The sequence below is a fragment of the Pacificoceanicola niger genome, assembly GCF_048553275.1.
In the GTDB taxonomy this organism is placed as follows: domain Bacteria; phylum Pseudomonadota; class Alphaproteobacteria; order Rhodobacterales; family Rhodobacteraceae; genus Pacificoceanicola.
The window spans coordinates 393,810-410,447 of the sequence record NZ_JBLZMW010000001.1 but is presented as its reverse complement, the minus strand read 5'-3'; the positions used below and the strand labels follow the sequence as shown (position 1 = coordinate 410,447).

The window sequence follows — 16,638 nt, the reverse complement described above, 5'->3', positions numbered from 1 at the left end:
GCACGGTCACGCAGGAATGAGCATCGCCGCCCGCAGAATCCATATCAAGCCGGCCGCCGCGCAGAGCGCCGCTCCGAACGGCAGACGCTCGGCCCCGCCCGGTAGTCCCTGCCGCGCCATGACCCGTTGCGCCAGCACAAGACCAAGTGCCCCGACGGACGCCAGAAATACAAGAAGCGGCAGATGGAAGACCCCGGCAAAGGCGCCAAGACCAGCCATCAGCTTGACGTCGCCCATCCCAAGCCCCTCCCGCCCGCGCAGCGCCCGATATCCGACACGGAGAAGGAGAAACGCGCCAAGACCCGTCGCCGCACCGATCAGTGCCGCCGCCACGCCCGCGCCGCCGGGCACAATCGCCAGCGAAAGCGTGCAGAGAAACAGCGCGGCATTGAGCAGATCCGGCAGCCGCATCCACACGATGTCGGCCACGAAGAGCGCCATCAGCAGCCAGAGCAAGACCGTATTGAGCCACAGGGCGACGCCCTGAAATCCCGCCGCCACAGCACAGAGCGCCAGGCCCAAGGCGCTGATCTCCATGTACAACAGCCAGGTTGGCAACGCTGTTCCGCAATGCCTGCACCGCCCTTGAGCGAGAGCGAATGACAGGACCGGCACAAGATCACGCGCGGCGAGACCCGCACCACACGACCGGCAAGCCGACCGACGGCGCACCACATCCTCGCCGCGCGGCAACCGGTCGACAAGCACCCCGAGGAACGATCCGATTGCCGGGGCCAGCACGATCAGCAACAGCACCGGAACGCTCATGGCAGCGGCGTCGCAAAATCAGGGCTGGTCATCGGGGGCCTCATGGTGCGAGGAATGGACAAGCGTTAGAAGCCTCCTTTATCATGTCCTTGTTTATCCGAAAGCCTATCATGACGACAGCCGACCACCCCAACACCGACCAAAAAAGCGCCAAGCGGGACGCCGGGTTTTCGCTTCTGGAGCTGATGGTCGTTGTCGTGATCCTGTCGATACTCGCGCTGGTCATCGTCCCCCGCGTGATCGACCGTCCGGATCAAGCCCGTGCCGCGCGGGCGCAGTCGGACATTGCCGCGATCGTCAGTGCGGTCAATCTCTACCGTCTCGACAACTTCCGATATCCCACGGGGGCGCAGGGACTGTCTGCTCTGGTGACCAAACCGACAAGCGATCCGATCCCTGCCAATTATGCTGCAAACGGATACATGGATCGCATGCCCGTGGACCCCTGGGGGCAGCCGTACCAGTATCTCGAACCCGGGGTGCATGGCGAATTCGACGTCTTCACCTACGGCGCGGATGGCGTGGCGGGTGGCACCGGGACGGATGCGGACATCGGCTCATGGATCCTGCAATAACCAGACACGACGCCAATCAGGACGCGGGTTTTACACTGATCGAACTTCTGGTCAGTGTCGCAATTCTGTCGATCCTTGCGGTCGGGGCCAGTCTGGCGCTGTCGCGTGGCAGCGCCGCGCGCGAGACCGACATGGCGCTGTTTCAGGCGCGGTACGAAACCGCCCGGCAGCTTGCCATCCTGGGACAACAAAGCCGTGGCCTAGAGATTGGTCCCGACGGGTTGCGCGGGACGGTGCGCGACTTCTCCGGCTGGCAGAAACCCGGTCAGCTTCAGCGCTGGCGCGGCCGCGTCACGCTCTCGGCGCGCCCCTCTGCCGGCCCGGGCGTGCCAGCGCCGGACATCGTCTTTCTGGCCAGCGGCCAGACAAACGCCTTCCGCGTTGCCTTCGGCGCGTCCGGCACCTGTGCAAGCGACGGTTGGTCGGGGCTTACATGTTCGGGCCGTTAAACCGCCTGTTCCGCCGCCGTGATCAGGGCATGACGCTGATCGAACTGGCGGTCGCGATCCTTGTGCTGACCATCGGCAGCATTGGCGCGCTGCGGGCTGCGGATCAATCCGCGCGCAGCGTCGGGGGCGAGATGCCCCGCCTGCTTGCCCGGATCGCCGCGATGAACCGTGCGGAGGAATTGCAGCTTGCCGCGCCCGCCTTCGGCGCCCTGCCCCGGACGGTCATGGTCGGCGAGACCACGATAACCTATGACACCGAAACGGAGCGGACCGAGGCGGGGCTGATCCTTGCGACCGTGACGGCCCGCGCGGACACCGGCGAAGGCGCGACCCTCGTTGTATACCTGCCGGGAGCGGGCCGATGAGCGCCGCGCGGCCATCGGACCGGGGCCTGAGCCTGATCGAGCTGGTCGTCGCCATGGCGATTTTCGCGCTGGTCGCAATCATGGGGGCACAAGCACTGACCGGCATGCTGCGCATGCGCGATGGTGTCATGACCCGTTCGAACCAGGCCGCCGCACTGGCAGAGGCCTCAAGCCTGCTGCGCGCGGACCTCTCCGCTGCGGTGCCCGTACTCTTCTACCCTCCCGGCACCCCCTTCGCGGAGTCGGCGGTGACGTTTCGGAACGGCACCCTATCGTTATCCATCGGAGGCCAGCCGTCGCTGATGGGCGGCGCGGAGGATTTCCCGCTCACGCGCACCACATGGCGAATCGAAAACGGCACCCTTGTCCGGCAAAGCTGGCCAACACTGATCCCCGCGTCTTCGGTGCAGCCTGCTCCGGCGCAGCCTGTCATGGAGGGTGTCGAAGCGCTGCGCCTGCGCAGCTACGTGCCCGAAACCGGATGGGTTGCGGGGCTGCGGACACCGGGCGCAGACGTCGCACCGGGCAGCGGCGACACTGACGAAGGCGGGGCAACCGGGTCCAGCTACTCCAGCGCCCTGCCGCCTGGGCTCGAAGTCACATTGGTCACCCGCGACTATGGCGAGATTTCAATCGTGCAGAGCCTGCAATGAAGGGGGATCGCGGATTTGTTCTGGTCAATGCCCTGATCCTCGTCGCGGCGCTCTCTGCTGTTGCCGTGCTGCTGCTGAGCCGGTCGGAGGCGGGTCGCGCCCGGCTCGAAGCCGGATTGACGGCGGATCAGCTTGCGCTCAATCTCGACGCTTTCGAGGCGCTGTCGATCACCACCCTCGCCCGCGATACCAACGGCATCGACCACCTCGGTGAAGCCTGGGCCAAGCCTGTGCCCCCGGTCGATCTCGCGCGGGGACGCGTGAGCGGAACACACGAGGACCTGCAGGGCAAGTTCAACATCAACTGGCTGGCGATCCCAAACCTGACGCTGCCGGGCGAGGCCTTTGACCGGCTGCTGGCGGGCCTCGGGATTGCGCCGGAAACCGGGGCAGCCATCCGCGCCTTTGTGCAACCGGGCGGCCCATCCGACCGGGCACGCTGGCGGCAACAGGTGCCCGCGCTGGAGGCACGGGGCGGTGCCATTCTGGACATCGGCCAGCTGCGCCAGATCCCGGGGCTTTCGGACCGCAATCTGGAGCGGCTGCTGCCCTTTATCGCCGCCGTTCCCGGGGTTTCCGCGCTGAATGTGAACACCGCCTCGTCAGAGGTGCTCGGCGCATTCTTTCCCGACATCCCCCCCGCGCAGATGGCCCGGCTTATGGCGAAGCGACGGCAAGAGCCTTTCCCCTCCAAAGCGGTCTTTCTCGGCGAAGTCGGTCTTGCCGAAGGCGACGCCGGACAAAGCGGCGGCGCTTCGGAGGATGGCGAGGAGCAAACCAGCGAAGAGCAAGGAGCCGAAGAGGAACGTCAGGCGCAACGCCGGCAGGAACTCGAACGTCTGGTGTCCGTAGGGTCCGACTGGTTCCGCCTCGACGCGCAGGCCACCTATCGCGGACAAACCATTCGGAGGATCGCCGTTTTACAGCGCAAAGGTGTTCCTGCCAAGGTCGCCGTCACGTGGCGCATGACCTTTCGGCCATGAAACCGTTTGGCCCATTGCAGTTAGACCCGGACGCGGTGCATCCTTTGCAGGAAACTCAGGGGAAACGAGTGGCCAAGGCGCGGCAACCCAACAGCAGTCCACGTGAGGACACCACATTTGTCAGGCACGGCGCGGGCAGCGCCGGGGCCCGTCAGGTTGTGCTTGTCCCCGGAAGTGCTGTGCCGCTGGTGGCGATCGACCTGCCGGATCGCTTGCGCGGTCAGGCGCGCGAACAGGTGGCGCAACGCCGCTTGGCCGATCGGCTTGGGCTGCGACCGGAACACATCGCGATGCGCCCCTTCACCCCGAGCGCCAAAGGCGAGAGATCCCCGGATGTCTGGACCCGCGTCCTGACCGCCGACAAGGGCTGGCTCGACAGCCTGCGCGACGTGCCAGGCCGGGCGGTTCTGCCCGATTACCTATCGTTGCCAACGGCAGAGGGTCTCTGGACTGTGCAAGCCTGCGAAACCGACGGGCACCCGCAACTCATGGTCCGGTTTGGTCCGCAGGACGGGCTGACTGCCCAGCCCGCGCTGGCGCTCGCTGCGCTGCGACAGGCGTCGAGCACATTAAGCAAACCCAAGGCCTGCCTGGTGATTGGCGCCATGCCAGCGGGTTTGGACCGAGTGACCGAACAGCCGGGCATCCCGATCATCACGGATATCGCGGCGTTGGACGCGCTTGGCGTCGCACGGCCCGTAACGCTCGGTTTTGGCGAGCTCGCCTGTGATCTGCGCAAGAACCCGATGGCAGCGCGGGCGCGCCTCGCTCGCCGCGTGCTGCCTTGGCGTTGGACGGCGTTGGCGGCGCTGCTGGCCGCCGTCGTTTGGGGCGGCTTGCAGTGGTATGTCCTTGACCGGACCCAACGACAAACCCGGGAGATCACCCAGGCCACGAACGCAGTTGTGCGCCAGACATTTACCGCGAATGCCCCCGTTCTGGACGTTCGGCTGCAGGTCTCCCGCGCACTTGCCCAGATGCAGGCCGCACAAGGGGTAACACCGACCGACACGGACGCACTCGACCTCGTTCACCGCGTATCCGAGGTTCTGCATGGTGGTCAGATCGTGCCCGAACTGATCGAGTATCGCGCGGCAGAAGGGCTGCGGATCATTGCCGGACTGCCCGATTTTGCCGCCGGGGACCGCCTCGCTGCCGCGCTGCGCGCCGACGGGCTGCGCGTCGAACTCCGCGATTCCCGCACCGAAGAGGGCGAAAGCGGCGTGCGTATCGAATTGGCCATCGCTCCGGCAGCGCCGCAGGCGACACAATGAGCGCGCGCCTTTTGGATATGCTGCTGCGGTTGAGCCCGCGCGAGCGCAGCCTGCTTGGGTTGATGGCGGGCGTCGCCCTGCCACTCGGGATCGGATTTGCCTTGCTTCTGCCGCTCGCGGAGGCCCGGCAGAAGGCCGAGGCGGCGCAAGTCGAGGCTTTGGCCTTGCAAGGCTGGGTCACGACCCGCGCCGCCGAAGCCCAAGGGTTGACCCGGACGGAGCGGCGCGAAGAGCGCTTTGAACCGATTGGCCTGTCCGGTATTGAAGAGGGTCTCATCGCGGCCAACCTGCGCGGTGCCCTGACCAGCATAGGAACCGAAAGCGGCGGCGTGATCGCCCTGCGGTTTGACAGCGTGGATTTCATCCGGCTGGCGTCCTGGCTGTCTTCGGCGCATCCTGAATGGGGTTATCGGTTCCAGACCCTGCGCCTCGAAGATATCGGACAACCCTCCAGGGTTCTCGCCCGGATCGCACTCAGCCCCGCCGAAGACTGAGCTTGCGCGGCCAGAACGCTGCCATCCTTTAAAACGACGGCAAGACCGCCATCCAGCGCCGCCCGCTCAGAACCGGCAGCGCTTCGGCACAGATCCGTTTTGGCGGAACGGCAATGACCCGAAGAATGCGGCACGGGCCCAGGGCTGGCACCCCGGGCCCCGCTCCGTGATCAGAAGTCCAGCGTTACACCGTGTTCGACAGTCACCGCATCCGGAGCGGGCATCGACAGACGCGTGACAACTGCGCCCTGACCCCGAGCGAACTTGCGCTCGCGAGTGAAGTCCAGCGTCAGGCGGTTGAGATCGTTCATGCGCTCATAGTCGAGCTCGAACCCATAGCTCAGGTGCTTGCTCGGGCGGCTCATCAGGACCGATACGTTCAGACCGGCGCTGCACTCCGTCCCGTCGCCATAGCTGGAGAACTCGCAGGCCACACGCGGCGTCAGGCTCATATCGGTCAGCATCTCGCCAAGCTGCGCCGCCCCGTCCTTCGTTCCCAGACCGCCGAACTCGATCTCGGCAAAGAACCGGCCGCCACTGAAGTTCGGCAGATCGATCCGGCCGGTGTCCGTCTGGCCCAGTTGCGAGGCCGAAACGCTGGCATCCGAAACCCACGCATGGGCGAGATCGAGACCGACGCGCGGGCTCATGGTGAAGCTCTCATACTCCCGCACCCCGCTCAGCGCGATACCGCCAAACACCGCCGCATAATCATAGCTGCCGGTGGCGTCGATATCGCCCGCTGCCGCGTCAAACGTCAGATCATAGCGATGTGTGCCGACGGCCGCCGAGGCGTAGTAGTCAAGGAACAAGCCCTGCGCCACGGTCCGCGCCCCATAGACGCCGCCATTCAGACCAAAGCCGTTGATGGTGCCATCAGCCAGCCCCTCCACGGCGTTCCGGCTGTAATACCCACCCCAGAAAAAGCCGTGCAGCGCCGTTTCGGACAGGAACTTTTCGCTCTGGCGCGAGAATTGCAGCATCGCCTGCGTGCCCGCATCCGCAGACCAGTTCAACGAGAAGCTGCCGTCGAGGATTTCCCGCCGCATGGTATAGCAGTTGTAGACATCCCAACCGAATTTGCCGTCGCTGCTGCCGGTGTCGTCCTCGATGCTCAAGCGACCATTGACGTCGGGCTCGGTGATCGAGCCGCAGTCCTGCGCATCCTGCCCTTCCTTCAGGCGGGTCAAAGCGCCCTTGGCAATACGGCTGAAGCTGCGTTGCTGGGTGCGGACCGTCTGTTCCAGATCGTCCTTGAGGATCTCGGTCAGCGGGTCGCGGATCTGATCGACAAGGTCATCGGTCACCACCACCTGGCTCAGCGCCAGCGCAAAGCCGTCAAATCGGCTATCCCCGGAGGCCACCGTTACGGTCGGCTGACAACTGTGCGTGCCTTCGACCTTCTCGTCGTTGATCGCACTGATCGTCAGGAGTTGCGGGCTGTCGTAGTTGCCAGGAGTGAACGTAATCGTCGCCGGTGACACCGTACACTGATCGTCCCCGGCAAGGCTAAGCGTCACATTGCTCGATGGCCGACCCATCAGGACAAACCGCATCGACGCATCGTCATTGCCACTTTCGGAGGTGGTCAGGTCGAGATCCGTCACCGCAATCACCGCCGCATCGTCATCGCGGATCAGCGCGGTCGCACTGCGCTCTGCCGCGTCTGCGCTCAGGATGGTAACCGTATCTCCCGCAGTCACATCCGTGAGCGTCAGGGCAATGGTTTCGTCGCCTTCAATCAGGCCATCTTCCAGCACAGGGACAGAGAGTGTCACCGAAAGATCCCCGGCCGGGATTGTCGCCACGCCGCCCGGCGCAGTGTAATCGACATCCGACGTTGCGCTTCCGGACAGGGTATAGGAGACCGTGGTCGCCAATGCCGACACCCGCCCCTGCGCAATCACGAACTCTGCGGCAACCGGTGTCCCGTCATTCGCCTCGGCCCCGTTGACAAGCGCGGTGACACTGACCGGGTTTTCCGCACATTGGGTCATCGGGATGTTGTTCGTCAGAACATCCGGGTCCCCGGCCTCGATCACGAATGTCGAGTAGAATGCCGGGTTGGCGCCAAGCGAGCCGTCCGCAAGGAAACCGGTGCCGCCCACTTCGGAGGAACCGAGCACGCCGGGGTTATCCGGCAGAATGCTTGTCACATCCAGGGTGCCCGCCGACGTCCGCGCGGAACTCGGCAGCCCCTCATCCGTCGGATAGTTGTAGGTCACCGAATAGGTTCCGGGGCGCGTGGCGAACCACTGGATTTCACCGGTAGAGCCGTCCCGCACGATATTGATGTCATTCTGCAGGCCAAGGCTGCTGTTCGATCCGGAGGGTCCGCTGACCGTGATCCCCCCTCCGGGGAGAATGCGCCCGTCGTCCTCGCAGTAGAAGTACCCTTGCGGGTCATAGTCCGACGCATCGGGAATGCCATCGCCATCGCGGTCACCGGTCTCGTAGATATCCGGCACGCCATCACCATCGCTGTCGGCCGGCGGGGTGGGGTTGGGTGTCCCCGTCAGGTCCGCCGTCGCAACAGCCGCGTCCGACGCCTCGTTGACGTTGCCAAACCCGTCCTGTGCCACGCCGGCCAGCACGGTCACGCTGACCTCGCCATCATGATCGGGCGTCAGGGTAAAGGTGTAGGTGTCTCCACTTCCGGCAAGAGCGGATGCGGTGCCGTTCTCGATCTCAAGGCCCGTGAGGCCAAAGCCGTTTACTGGCTCGCTGAAAACAACCGTCACCTCGAAAGGATCGGATTGCGCATCCTCCGGAACCGTCAGCTCCGCCGTTGGCAGAACAACCTCCTTGCTCACCGTCGCGGTGACATCCGCGCCGGTATTCCCCGCCGGATCCGTCAAAACGACAGTCAGCGTCAGCGTCCCGTCGCCCAGCCCGGACAGGTCGAGCCCGGAGATCTGCTCCGCCGCGCTTGCGATAGTGCCGCTTCCGCTTACGGGGGTTCCGGTGTCCGATGTGATCTCGAAGGTGTAGGCTGCGCCGACCTCCGCATTGCTGAAGGTAAAGTCAACGGCGGTTGCATTGGTGCTGTTGACCGGGTCCTGATCGAAGCCCACGCCGTACCCGGATGGCGCCGTGGTGTCCTTGACCAAGGTCGCGGCCTGCTGCGGTGCCGGATTTCCGGCTGCGTCGGAGACATCTGCTGTCAGAGACAAGGTCCCCTCCGCAAAGCCCGAGAGATCCAGTGTTGCGCTCCAGACGTTGCCCGTCACGGTGACAGTCGCCGTCCGCGCAGTGGTTCCGGTACCCGCGACGCCAATCGACACGGTCTGGCCATCTTCCACATCCGTGGTCGTGCCACTGATCGTCACTGCCGTGGCTTCCGCGCCATTGACCACATCGTCGCTCATCAACGGACCGTCGAAGGCCACGCTCGGGAGCGCGACGTCCTTGAGGCTTTCGTCCGTTACCGGAACCGCGGCATTGCCCGCTGCATCGGTCAGGACGACCGAAAGCGTAACTGTTCCGTCGGTCAATCCTGTCAGATCGAGACCGGTCAGCTGCTGATCTGCGGTGGCCACTGTACCGCTGCCAGTGACAGGCGTCCCGCCCGCATCGGACGCGATGCTGTAGCCAAAGCCAGCACCGACTTCTGCCCCGGTAAAGGTGAAGCCTATGGCGCTCACGTTTGCCAGGTTGATCGGGTCCTGATCGAAGGCCACGGAATGGCCGGTGGGCGCCACCGTATCCTTGACCATGCTCGCAGTGGCCTGTGCCGCCGGGTTGCCCGCGACGTCCTGTGCATCTGCCGTCAGGCTCAGTGCGCCCTCCGCCAGCGTTTCGAGATCGAGCGTCACGCTCCACGCATTGCCCGAAACCGCCACGGTGCCGGAAACGGACCCGCTTGCGCTGTCGGATACGGTCACGGTGACACTCTGGCCATCGGGAAGGCCGTTCGATGTTCCCGAGACCGTCACCGAGGCCGCTTCCGCTGCATTCGCGACGCCATCGCCCGCGAACGGACCGTCAAAGGCCAAAGTTGGCGCGACGACGTCTTTCTCGACCGTATTCGTTTCCGGAGCAGAGGCGTTCCCCGCCGTGTCCGTCACCACGACGCTCAGCGTCAGGGTGCCATCACCGAGCCCGCTTAAGTCGATCCCTGTGACCTGATGCGCGGCATCGCTCACCGTTCCGGTGCCTGTCGCGGAGGTGCCGCCGCCCGTGCTGTCAATCGTGTAGGCAAAGCTCGCGCCGGTCTCTGCGTCGCTGAAGGCAAAGCTGATGGCCGAGCCATTCGCTGCATTTACCGAAGTCTGCTCAAAGGCCACGGTAAAGCCCGCCGGCGCCGCGACATCTTTGGTCAAGGTTGCGCTCGCCTGTGTCGCCGGGTTGCCCGCGACGTCCTGCGCATCCGCCGCAAGGCTCAGTGCGCCATCGGCCAACGATGACAGATCGAGCGTCACGCTCCACGTGCCGCCAGAAACGGCCACACTGTCCGACACGCTGCCGCTGGCGGAATCGGACACCACAACAGTGACAGTCTGTCCATCCGTCAAGCCGCCGGACGTCCCGGACAGCACAACCGAAGCCGCTTCTGCCGCGTTCACCACGTCGTCGCCTGCGAAGGGACCATCAAACGCCAGTGTCGGCGCAACAACGTCCTTTTCTACCGTCGCGGTCTGGGCGGGCGCGGGATTGCCGGCGGTGTCGGTGACGACGACGCTGAGCGTCAGGGTGCCATCGCCAAGACCGCTGAGGTCAAGACCGGCCACCTGCAGTGCCGGCTCGCTGAGCGTTCCGCTGCCGGTGACGGCCGTGCCGCCCGCCGAAGAGGTCACGCTGTAGTCAAAGTCCGCGCCGATCTCGCCGCCGGTGAAGCTGAAGCTGATCGCGGCCTGGTTCGCCGTGTTGACCGACGTCTGATCGAACGCCACGCCGAAGCCCGCCGGAACGCCGGTATCCTTGGTCAGGGTCGCCGCCGCTTCGATCGCCGGGTTGCCGGACGGATCGTTCGCATTTGCAGTCACGCTCAATGGCCCATCCGCCAGTGACGCAGCATTGACCGTCACGGACCATTGGTCCCCCGTCACGGTCGCGTTACCTGGAACCGTTGCGCTGAACTGGTCCGACAGCGATACGGCCACGCTCGATCCATCCGGCAGACCGCTGGAGGAGCCGGACAGCAGAACCGCACCGGCCTCTGCAGCGTTCACCACATCATCTCCCATCAGCGGCGTATCAAAAGCCAGAGCAGGGGCCACGACGTCTTTCTCGACCGTCGCGGAGATCGGTGCCGCGGCATTGCCTGCCGGGTCGGTGATGGTGACGCTCACTGTCAAAATCCCGTCATTCAAACCCGAAAGATCAAGGCCGGTCACGCTATCCGTTGCTGTCGTAAATGTCCCGCTGCCGCTTACCGGCGTTCCGCCGCCTGCCGATGTGATCTGATAGTCAAAACCTGCGCCAGGCTCCGCTGCGGTAAAATCGAAACGGATCGCCGTGACGTTCGCCGCGTTCACTGCGGCGGCGTTGAAGGCCACGCTTGCGCCGCTCGGCGCCACAGTGTCCTTGGTCAGGCTGGCGCTTGCCTGCGGCGCCGGGTTGCCGACGGCGTCATTCAGATCAGCGGTCAGACTCAACGCGCCGTCTGACAGTGTCGACACATCCAGATCGGTGCTCCACAGACCGCCCGTCACAATGGCCGATCCGGACACCGTCGCGCCGCCATCGTTTATGGCAATGGCCACGCTCTGCCCGTCTTCGGCGCCCGTCGAGCCGCCGCTGATCGTGACTGCTCCGGCCTCGGCTGCATTGACCGTATCATCCACCATCAACGGGCTGTCGAAGGTCACGGTCGGTGCATCGATATCCTTGACGATGCTCGCCGTCACCGGCGCCGCCGCGTTCCCAGCGGGGTCCGTCAAAACGACCGAGAGCGTCAAGGTCCCCTGCCCCGCAGCCGTAAAGTCGACGTTAAGGAATTGCTCGGGGTCGGCGGTCACGGTACCCGTGCCGCTGGGAGCCACGATGGTCCCGTTCGTCACATCATAGGCCACGGCGGCGCCAATCTCGCCGCCGTTGATATCAAAACTGATAGCGCCCTGGTTGGCGATGTTGATCGCAGACTGCGCGAAGGTCACGCTTTGCCCACTCGGCGCCACGGTGTCCTTGGTCAGGCCAGCGCTCGCCTGGGAGGCGGGGTTGCCGGAGGCATCGCTGAGATCAGCACTCAGGGTCAGCGCACCATCGTTCAAGGATGACAGATCGACAACCGTGGTCCAAACGCCGCCGCTGACCGTCGCGCTGGCTGCAACACTGGCGCTGCCATCGCCGATGGCAAGTGTCACGCCCTGACCGTCTTCTGCATCGGTCGATGTACCGCTGATCGTCACGGCCGATGCTTCGGCCGCATTGAAAAGATCATCCCCCATCAGAGGGGAGTCGAAGCTGACCGTCGGAGCTACCGCGTCCTTCTCGATTGTGTCGGTGACCGCAGGCGCGGCGTTGCCGTTGGCATCCGTCAGCACGACACTCACCGTCAAGGTGCCTTCGCCCAAACCGCTGAGATCAACCCCCGTCACCGATTGCGGATCCGAGGAGATCGTCACCGGCCCGCCAGAGACAAGTCCGGAACCACTATCGGTGATCTGATAGGTGAAGCTTGCACCGATCTCGCCAGCGCTCAGGGTGAAATCCACAGCGCTTTGATTGGCAATGTTGACCAATGCCGGATCGAACGCCACGGATTGCCCGGCGGGCGGTGTCGCATCCTTGCTCGCCACTGCCGGCGCAGCCGAGGCTGCCGAGCCGTTGGCGTCTGACACCGTCGCCGCAAAGCTGATCGGACCGTCCGCCAGGGCGCTGACATCAACCAACAGGCTGTAGGAGCCGCCCGCGACGGCCACGCTGTTGCTGGCGGTCGCGCTTGAACCATCCGTCGCCGTAACCGTGACGATCTGGCCATTTTCCACGGAGACGACAGAGCCGGACACGCCGACGCTTCCCGCTTCTGCGCCGTTGATGATGTCATCGCCCGCAATCGGTGTGGTGATCGTGATGCCCGGCGCGCTCAGCGTGGCCGTGGCCGTGCCGGAGTTGCCGAGGCTGGATGTAAGATCACCCGTGGTGTTCACGGAACTGCCGTTATCGCTCAACGTGACGTCAACGGTGATCGTGCAGGAACTCGATGCCGCAACGGATCCCCCCGAATAGCTGACCGTGCCCGACCCGGCAGACGCCGTCAGCGTGCCGCCGGAGCACGAAGTCGCGGCATTGGATGGTGTCGCGACGCGCATATTGGCGGGCAGGTTGTCCGTGACGGCAAGCGATGTCGCCGCAACAAGCGCGGTGCTGTTGTCGACGGTCAGCGTCATGGTTGTCGCACCATTGACCGGAATGCTTGTCGTTGCGAAGGTCTTCTGGAAGGTCGGGACTGGCGCGTTCGTGACGATCAGGCTGGGCGATGTTCCGGTCTCTCCCCCGATGCCGGAGCTCAGGCTTCCAATCGGTTGCGATTTGGAACCGGCAGTCGTTGTCACCACGTCAAACGACACGGTGCAGGTGCTGGCCACAGAAATCGTCCCGCCCGAGTAACTGAAACTCGTGCCACCGGACACAGCGGTCAGCGTGCCGCCGGTACAGGTTGTGGATGCGGAGGACGGGTTGGCAATCGCAAGCGAGCTTTCCAGCGTCCCGGAGAAGGCAACTGCCGTCGCCGCGGTGCTTGAACCGGAGTTATCCAGCGTGAAGGTCAGCGTGCTGACAGCGCCCTGGACCACGGTGCTGGGCGCAAAGCTTGCGGCAAAGCCGGGGTTCGGCTCGACGGTGAAGCCCGCCGAGGCCGGATCAGCCAATCGCACACCGTTGCTTTGAAGAAGGCTGCTTGTGGTGGTGTAACTGCCCGGACTGGCGGCGGCCGGAACGATGAGGTTCATGGAGACTGTGCAGCTGGACGACGGCGCAACAGAGAGCGCGGACGCCGTGACGCTGCCACTCCCGCCGCCGGAGAGGCTACCCGTCGAACAGGTTGTCGCAAGTGAGCCGGTTTCTATGACCAGACCACTGAGACCGGCGCTGAAATCGGCAATGAACTGCACATCATCGAGTGTGGTCACGCTGTCAGTGTTTTGAATGGTGAACGTTGCAGGCAGCGAACCGCCCTGCCCGACAACACCACCGCCGTGGGACAGCGAGAAATTCGGAAGCGTGAATCCACGCACATCGAAGGAGGCCGCAGTGGTCGAACCGGCGACGGCCAGAGCGCCCGACAGTCCCGTTGGCGCACCGCCAGTGGTGGTGTAGATGTCCGCATTCGCTCCGGCGGGAATTGCGAACGTCGCATTGATCACACAGGTGCCAAGCGCGCCGATCGTGCCTCCGGAGAACTCGAACGCGGATGCGCCAGTGGCAACCGCCATGCCGCAATTCGATGTTGGCGTCCCGCTGAGGGTCGTTCCGGCCGGAAAATCGCTGATCAGCTCGTTGAAAGCGACGCTTGTGACCGTGTTATCCAATGCGTTGTCTATGGTGTAGGTAACGGACAGGTCATTGCCCGCCGCGACCGGGTTCGGCGACAGATCCCGGGTAAGTGTCAGCCATTCAGAGCGAATTTCCAGAGCGCTGACAATAGGTTCCACGTCAACCGCAGACCCGCCGACACTGGCGGATTCATTGCTGCTGACCAAGGAGATTTCGCCCTGAGGGGTCCCTGCGCTGAAGACGCCGGTGATGTCAAACGTACAGCTGTCGCCCGCAAGCACGGACAAACCAAGAAATACGAGATTACCCGAACTATTGATGACTTGACTGCTGCCGCCACAGAAACCGGCCGCGAGCGCGTTCACCGTCGTTCCGGTATCGATGCTGCGATAACTGTCTCTGAAGGTCAGGTCGGTGTAGTCAAGCCCTGTGGTATTGTTGATCGTATAGCGCGCGGTGAAGGACGCACCGGGAATGTAAGGATCCTCAAGGAAGACCCGAGTGATCTCCAGCGGCTCGACCGGAAAAACCTGAACAGAGGCGGATGCCGCCGGGGCGGAGATCGGCTCACCTCCGGCGGTGCCGGACAGTGTGCTGGTTGTGTTCGTCACTGAGCCGCTCGAAGCGCCGAGCGGAATCGCCACGTCGAAGATCACGGTACAGCTTGAATCAATAGCCAGAGACGCGATCTCGATCTCGACCATAGAGGTCGTCGATCCCGATCCAAGGGTCGCGCCACACGTCCCGCTCAGGCCGCCGGACAGCGTCGCGCCGGTCACGAAAGCATCGAGATCGTCTGTAACGCTGAGGCCCGTGGCATCGGAGGCGCTCTCCGCAGCGCTGGACAAGGTGATGGTCGTCTCAAGAGTCCCGCCGGGAACCACATAGGTCGCGTCGAAGGACTTCGCCATGGACACGGACGCGCCCCCTTGAACGGTCAAGATGGCCGTGACCGGTGAACCATTGACGGTTTCGGAGCCGATGACCGCGCTGGTTTCCGAGGTCGAGATGGAATATTGGCCCGGGGCAACACCAGCTGGCACTGTGAATTCAACTGAAACCGTACATGTCGCAGAAGCGGCAAGCGTACCAGTGCTCACCGTCAGGACGCCGGAGTCCGTATTAAAGAAGGGGCTGCCACCGCAGGTCGTCGAGACCGCGGTGGCAGTGCGCGTCATCCCTGCAGGATCGGACAAATTATCAGTGAACGAGACCGTGCTCATTGACTGAGTGTTCGGGTTTTCAATGGTATAGACCGCCGTGACCGTCCCGCCAGCGATGGGGTTCTGGAGGCCCGCCGTGCCGGTGTCCGCGTCGTAGGATTTGCTCAGCACCGGCGGAAGCGTGTTGTCAGCAAGAATATAGAGGGTCGCGCTGGCGGTGTTGCTCGTGAACGGTGCGCCATCCAGTTGGCCGCTCAGGGCCGTCGTCTCGTTCAAACGCGTACCGGAACTGGCCACGGAAGACGGCATCGTTACAGGCACGGAAAATGTACAGCTCTCGGCTCCGGCAAGCGTTCCGCCCGTCAGCGTCAGAACGCTGTCCCCACCGGACACAGCCAAAGACGACCCGGCGCCACAGGGATTGCTTGGAAGCGATCCGGTGAACTGGGCCCCGGTGATCATTGTGCTCAGGTCATCGGAGAAGGTCAATCCCGTTGCGGTGGCGACGCGCGCCCCGTTCCGCAGCGTGAACGTCAGATCCAGTGTCTGGCCCGCTCCGACCTGCGGTTCAGCGAACGCCTTGCTCAGCGCGACGGTTCCAGTCGGCAGACTGTTGACCGTCAAGACATCCACGAATGTCGCCGCGGGAGACGCCTGGGTTCCGGTCAGCAAGTAGGTACCAGCGGCATTCCCGGTGATGTCGAAGGACCAAGAACAGCCTGCAGCCGGCGCATAGCCGCTCATACTTGCACTCGTTGCGCCCGCATTCGCGGTGACGTTAGCGGTGCTCGCGATCCCATTGAAGAAGCAGTTGGTCACCCCATTCGGCGGAAAGGCGACCTCGGTCCCGGCCGGAAGCGTCTCGGACAGAAAAATCGACGTAAATCCGCCAGGTCCGGGGCCAATGTCATAGGTGATACGCGTCCTGGAGCCGGGATCGATCTGCGAGTCCGAGAGCGAGCGCTCTGTGGTAAACGACACGGTATTGAGATTGACAGAGGCGGTTTCCGCCGTCTCCGCCCCGAACTCCGTCAGCCAGTTCAGCGTAACGGTCTCGGTGGACGAGGAGGAAATCGCCCCTGTTGTGACTGGAAACCGGATCGAACAACTTCCGCCAAGACCAAGCGCGGCCCCGTCCACTGACAGGCTTGAGCCCCCTTCAACCGCCGTAACCGTGGCCCCGGCACATGAATTTTCGACTCCGCCACTGCCGATGGTCAACGCAGATGGCAAGCTCGATGAGACGTCCAGCGTGGTGACCGGTTGGGCCATACCTCCGTCCGAGAAATTCAGGACCAGCGTGGTTTGCGAATTGGGCACCAGCGAATTGGCAAACGAAGCCGAAAAATCCACGCCAGAGGCCTGGGCAAATGCGAACGACGGGAAAACAGCTAGAATCGCAGGAACAAGGATGCGGCGCAGGAGGCTGGTCATTTGGTGTCCCAATTTATGAATTCTTCAGCCCCATGACGCAGAGG

Annotated in this window: 9 protein-coding genes; 7 read left to right on the top strand and 2 right to left on the bottom strand. The window is 64.0% G+C overall.

Annotated elements, in window-relative coordinates; translation table 11 throughout:
* Positions 1–6: 6 nt before the first annotated feature.
* Positions 7–768, bottom strand: a complete 762-nt coding sequence (locus ACN2XU_RS01900) for a prepilin peptidase (protein WP_419408689.1) — start codon at positions 766–768, stop codon at positions 7–9.
* A gap of 110 nt (positions 769–878) precedes the next feature.
* On the opposite strand from ACN2XU_RS01900, the gene gspG reads away from it, so the two are divergent.
* The 7 genes from gspG to ACN2XU_RS01865 all read left to right on the top strand — a co-directional run bounded on the left by gspG (position 879) and on the right by ACN2XU_RS01865 (position 5,561).
* Positions 879–1,343: a type II secretion system major pseudopilin GspG gene (gspG, locus tag ACN2XU_RS01895; protein ID WP_419408688.1), complete on the top strand. Its 465-nt coding sequence runs from the start codon at positions 879–881 to the stop codon at positions 1,341–1,343.
* Entirely contained in the window at positions 1,328–1,792 is a 465-nt protein-coding gene (locus tag ACN2XU_RS01890; RefSeq protein ID WP_419408687.1) for a prepilin-type N-terminal cleavage/methylation domain-containing protein, read from the top strand. Before gspG ends, ACN2XU_RS01890 begins: the two co-directional genes overlap by 16 nt.
* Positions 1,777–2,157 (top strand): type IV pilus modification PilV family protein, encoded by a 381-nt coding sequence (locus ACN2XU_RS01885; RefSeq protein ID WP_419408686.1) that lies wholly within the window; start codon positions 1,777–1,779, stop codon positions 2,155–2,157. The genes ACN2XU_RS01890 and ACN2XU_RS01885 overlap by 16 nt, the downstream gene beginning before the upstream one ends.
* The gene (locus ACN2XU_RS01880) at positions 2,154–2,810 is read left to right on the top strand and encodes a type II secretion system protein GspJ (RefSeq protein WP_419408685.1); all 657 of its coding nucleotides are present in this window, start codon (positions 2,154–2,156) and stop codon (positions 2,808–2,810) included. Before ACN2XU_RS01885 ends, ACN2XU_RS01880 begins: the two co-directional genes overlap by 4 nt.
* Positions 2,807–3,793, top strand: coding sequence for a type II secretion system minor pseudopilin GspK (gene gspK, locus ACN2XU_RS01875; protein WP_419408684.1), 987 nt, complete (start codon positions 2,807–2,809; stop codon positions 3,791–3,793). The genes ACN2XU_RS01880 and gspK overlap by 4 nt, the downstream gene beginning before the upstream one ends.
* A gap of 68 nt (positions 3,794–3,861) precedes the next feature.
* Entirely contained in the window at positions 3,862–5,067 is a 1,206-nt protein-coding gene (gene gspL / locus ACN2XU_RS01870; protein ID WP_419408683.1) for a type II secretion system protein GspL, read from the top strand.
* On the top strand, positions 5,064–5,561 hold the full coding sequence (locus ACN2XU_RS01865) for a type II secretion system protein M (RefSeq protein ID WP_419408682.1): 498 nt from the start codon (positions 5,064–5,066) through the stop codon (positions 5,559–5,561). Before gspL ends, ACN2XU_RS01865 begins: the two co-directional genes overlap by 4 nt.
* A 170-nt stretch (positions 5,562–5,731) precedes the next feature.
* Here ACN2XU_RS01865 and ACN2XU_RS01860 read toward each other — a convergent pair whose 3' ends face one another.
* The gene (locus ACN2XU_RS01860) at positions 5,732–16,594 is read right to left on the bottom strand and encodes a DUF7933 domain-containing protein (protein WP_419408681.1); all 10,863 of its coding nucleotides are present in this window, start codon (positions 16,592–16,594) and stop codon (positions 5,732–5,734) included.
* Positions 16,595–16,638: the final 44 nt, after the last annotated feature.

Excerpts from the sequence above, each read along its gene's own strand:
- ACN2XU_RS01860 (WP_419408681.1), bottom strand. The coding sequence starts at position 16,594 with ATGACCAGCCTCCTGCGCCGCATCCTTGTTCCTGCGATTCTAGCTGTT.
- ACN2XU_RS01890 (WP_419408687.1), top strand. The coding sequence starts at position 1,328 with ATGGATCCTGCAATAACCAGACACGACGCCAATCAGGACGCGGGTTTT.
- gspG (WP_419408688.1), top strand. The coding sequence starts at position 879 with ATGACGACAGCCGACCACCCCAACACCGACCAAAAAAGCGCCAAGCGG.
- ACN2XU_RS01880 (WP_419408685.1), top strand. The coding sequence starts at position 2,154 with ATGAGCGCCGCGCGGCCATCGGACCGGGGCCTGAGCCTGATCGAGCTG.
- ACN2XU_RS01885 (WP_419408686.1), top strand. The coding sequence starts at position 1,777 with ATGTTCGGGCCGTTAAACCGCCTGTTCCGCCGCCGTGATCAGGGCATG.
- ACN2XU_RS01900 (WP_419408689.1), bottom strand. The coding sequence starts at position 768 with ATGAGCGTTCCGGTGCTGTTGCTGATCGTGCTGGCCCCGGCAATCGGA.
- ACN2XU_RS01865 (WP_419408682.1), top strand. The coding sequence starts at position 5,064 with ATGAGCGCGCGCCTTTTGGATATGCTGCTGCGGTTGAGCCCGCGCGAG.
- gspK (WP_419408684.1), top strand. The coding sequence starts at position 2,807 with ATGAAGGGGGATCGCGGATTTGTTCTGGTCAATGCCCTGATCCTCGTC.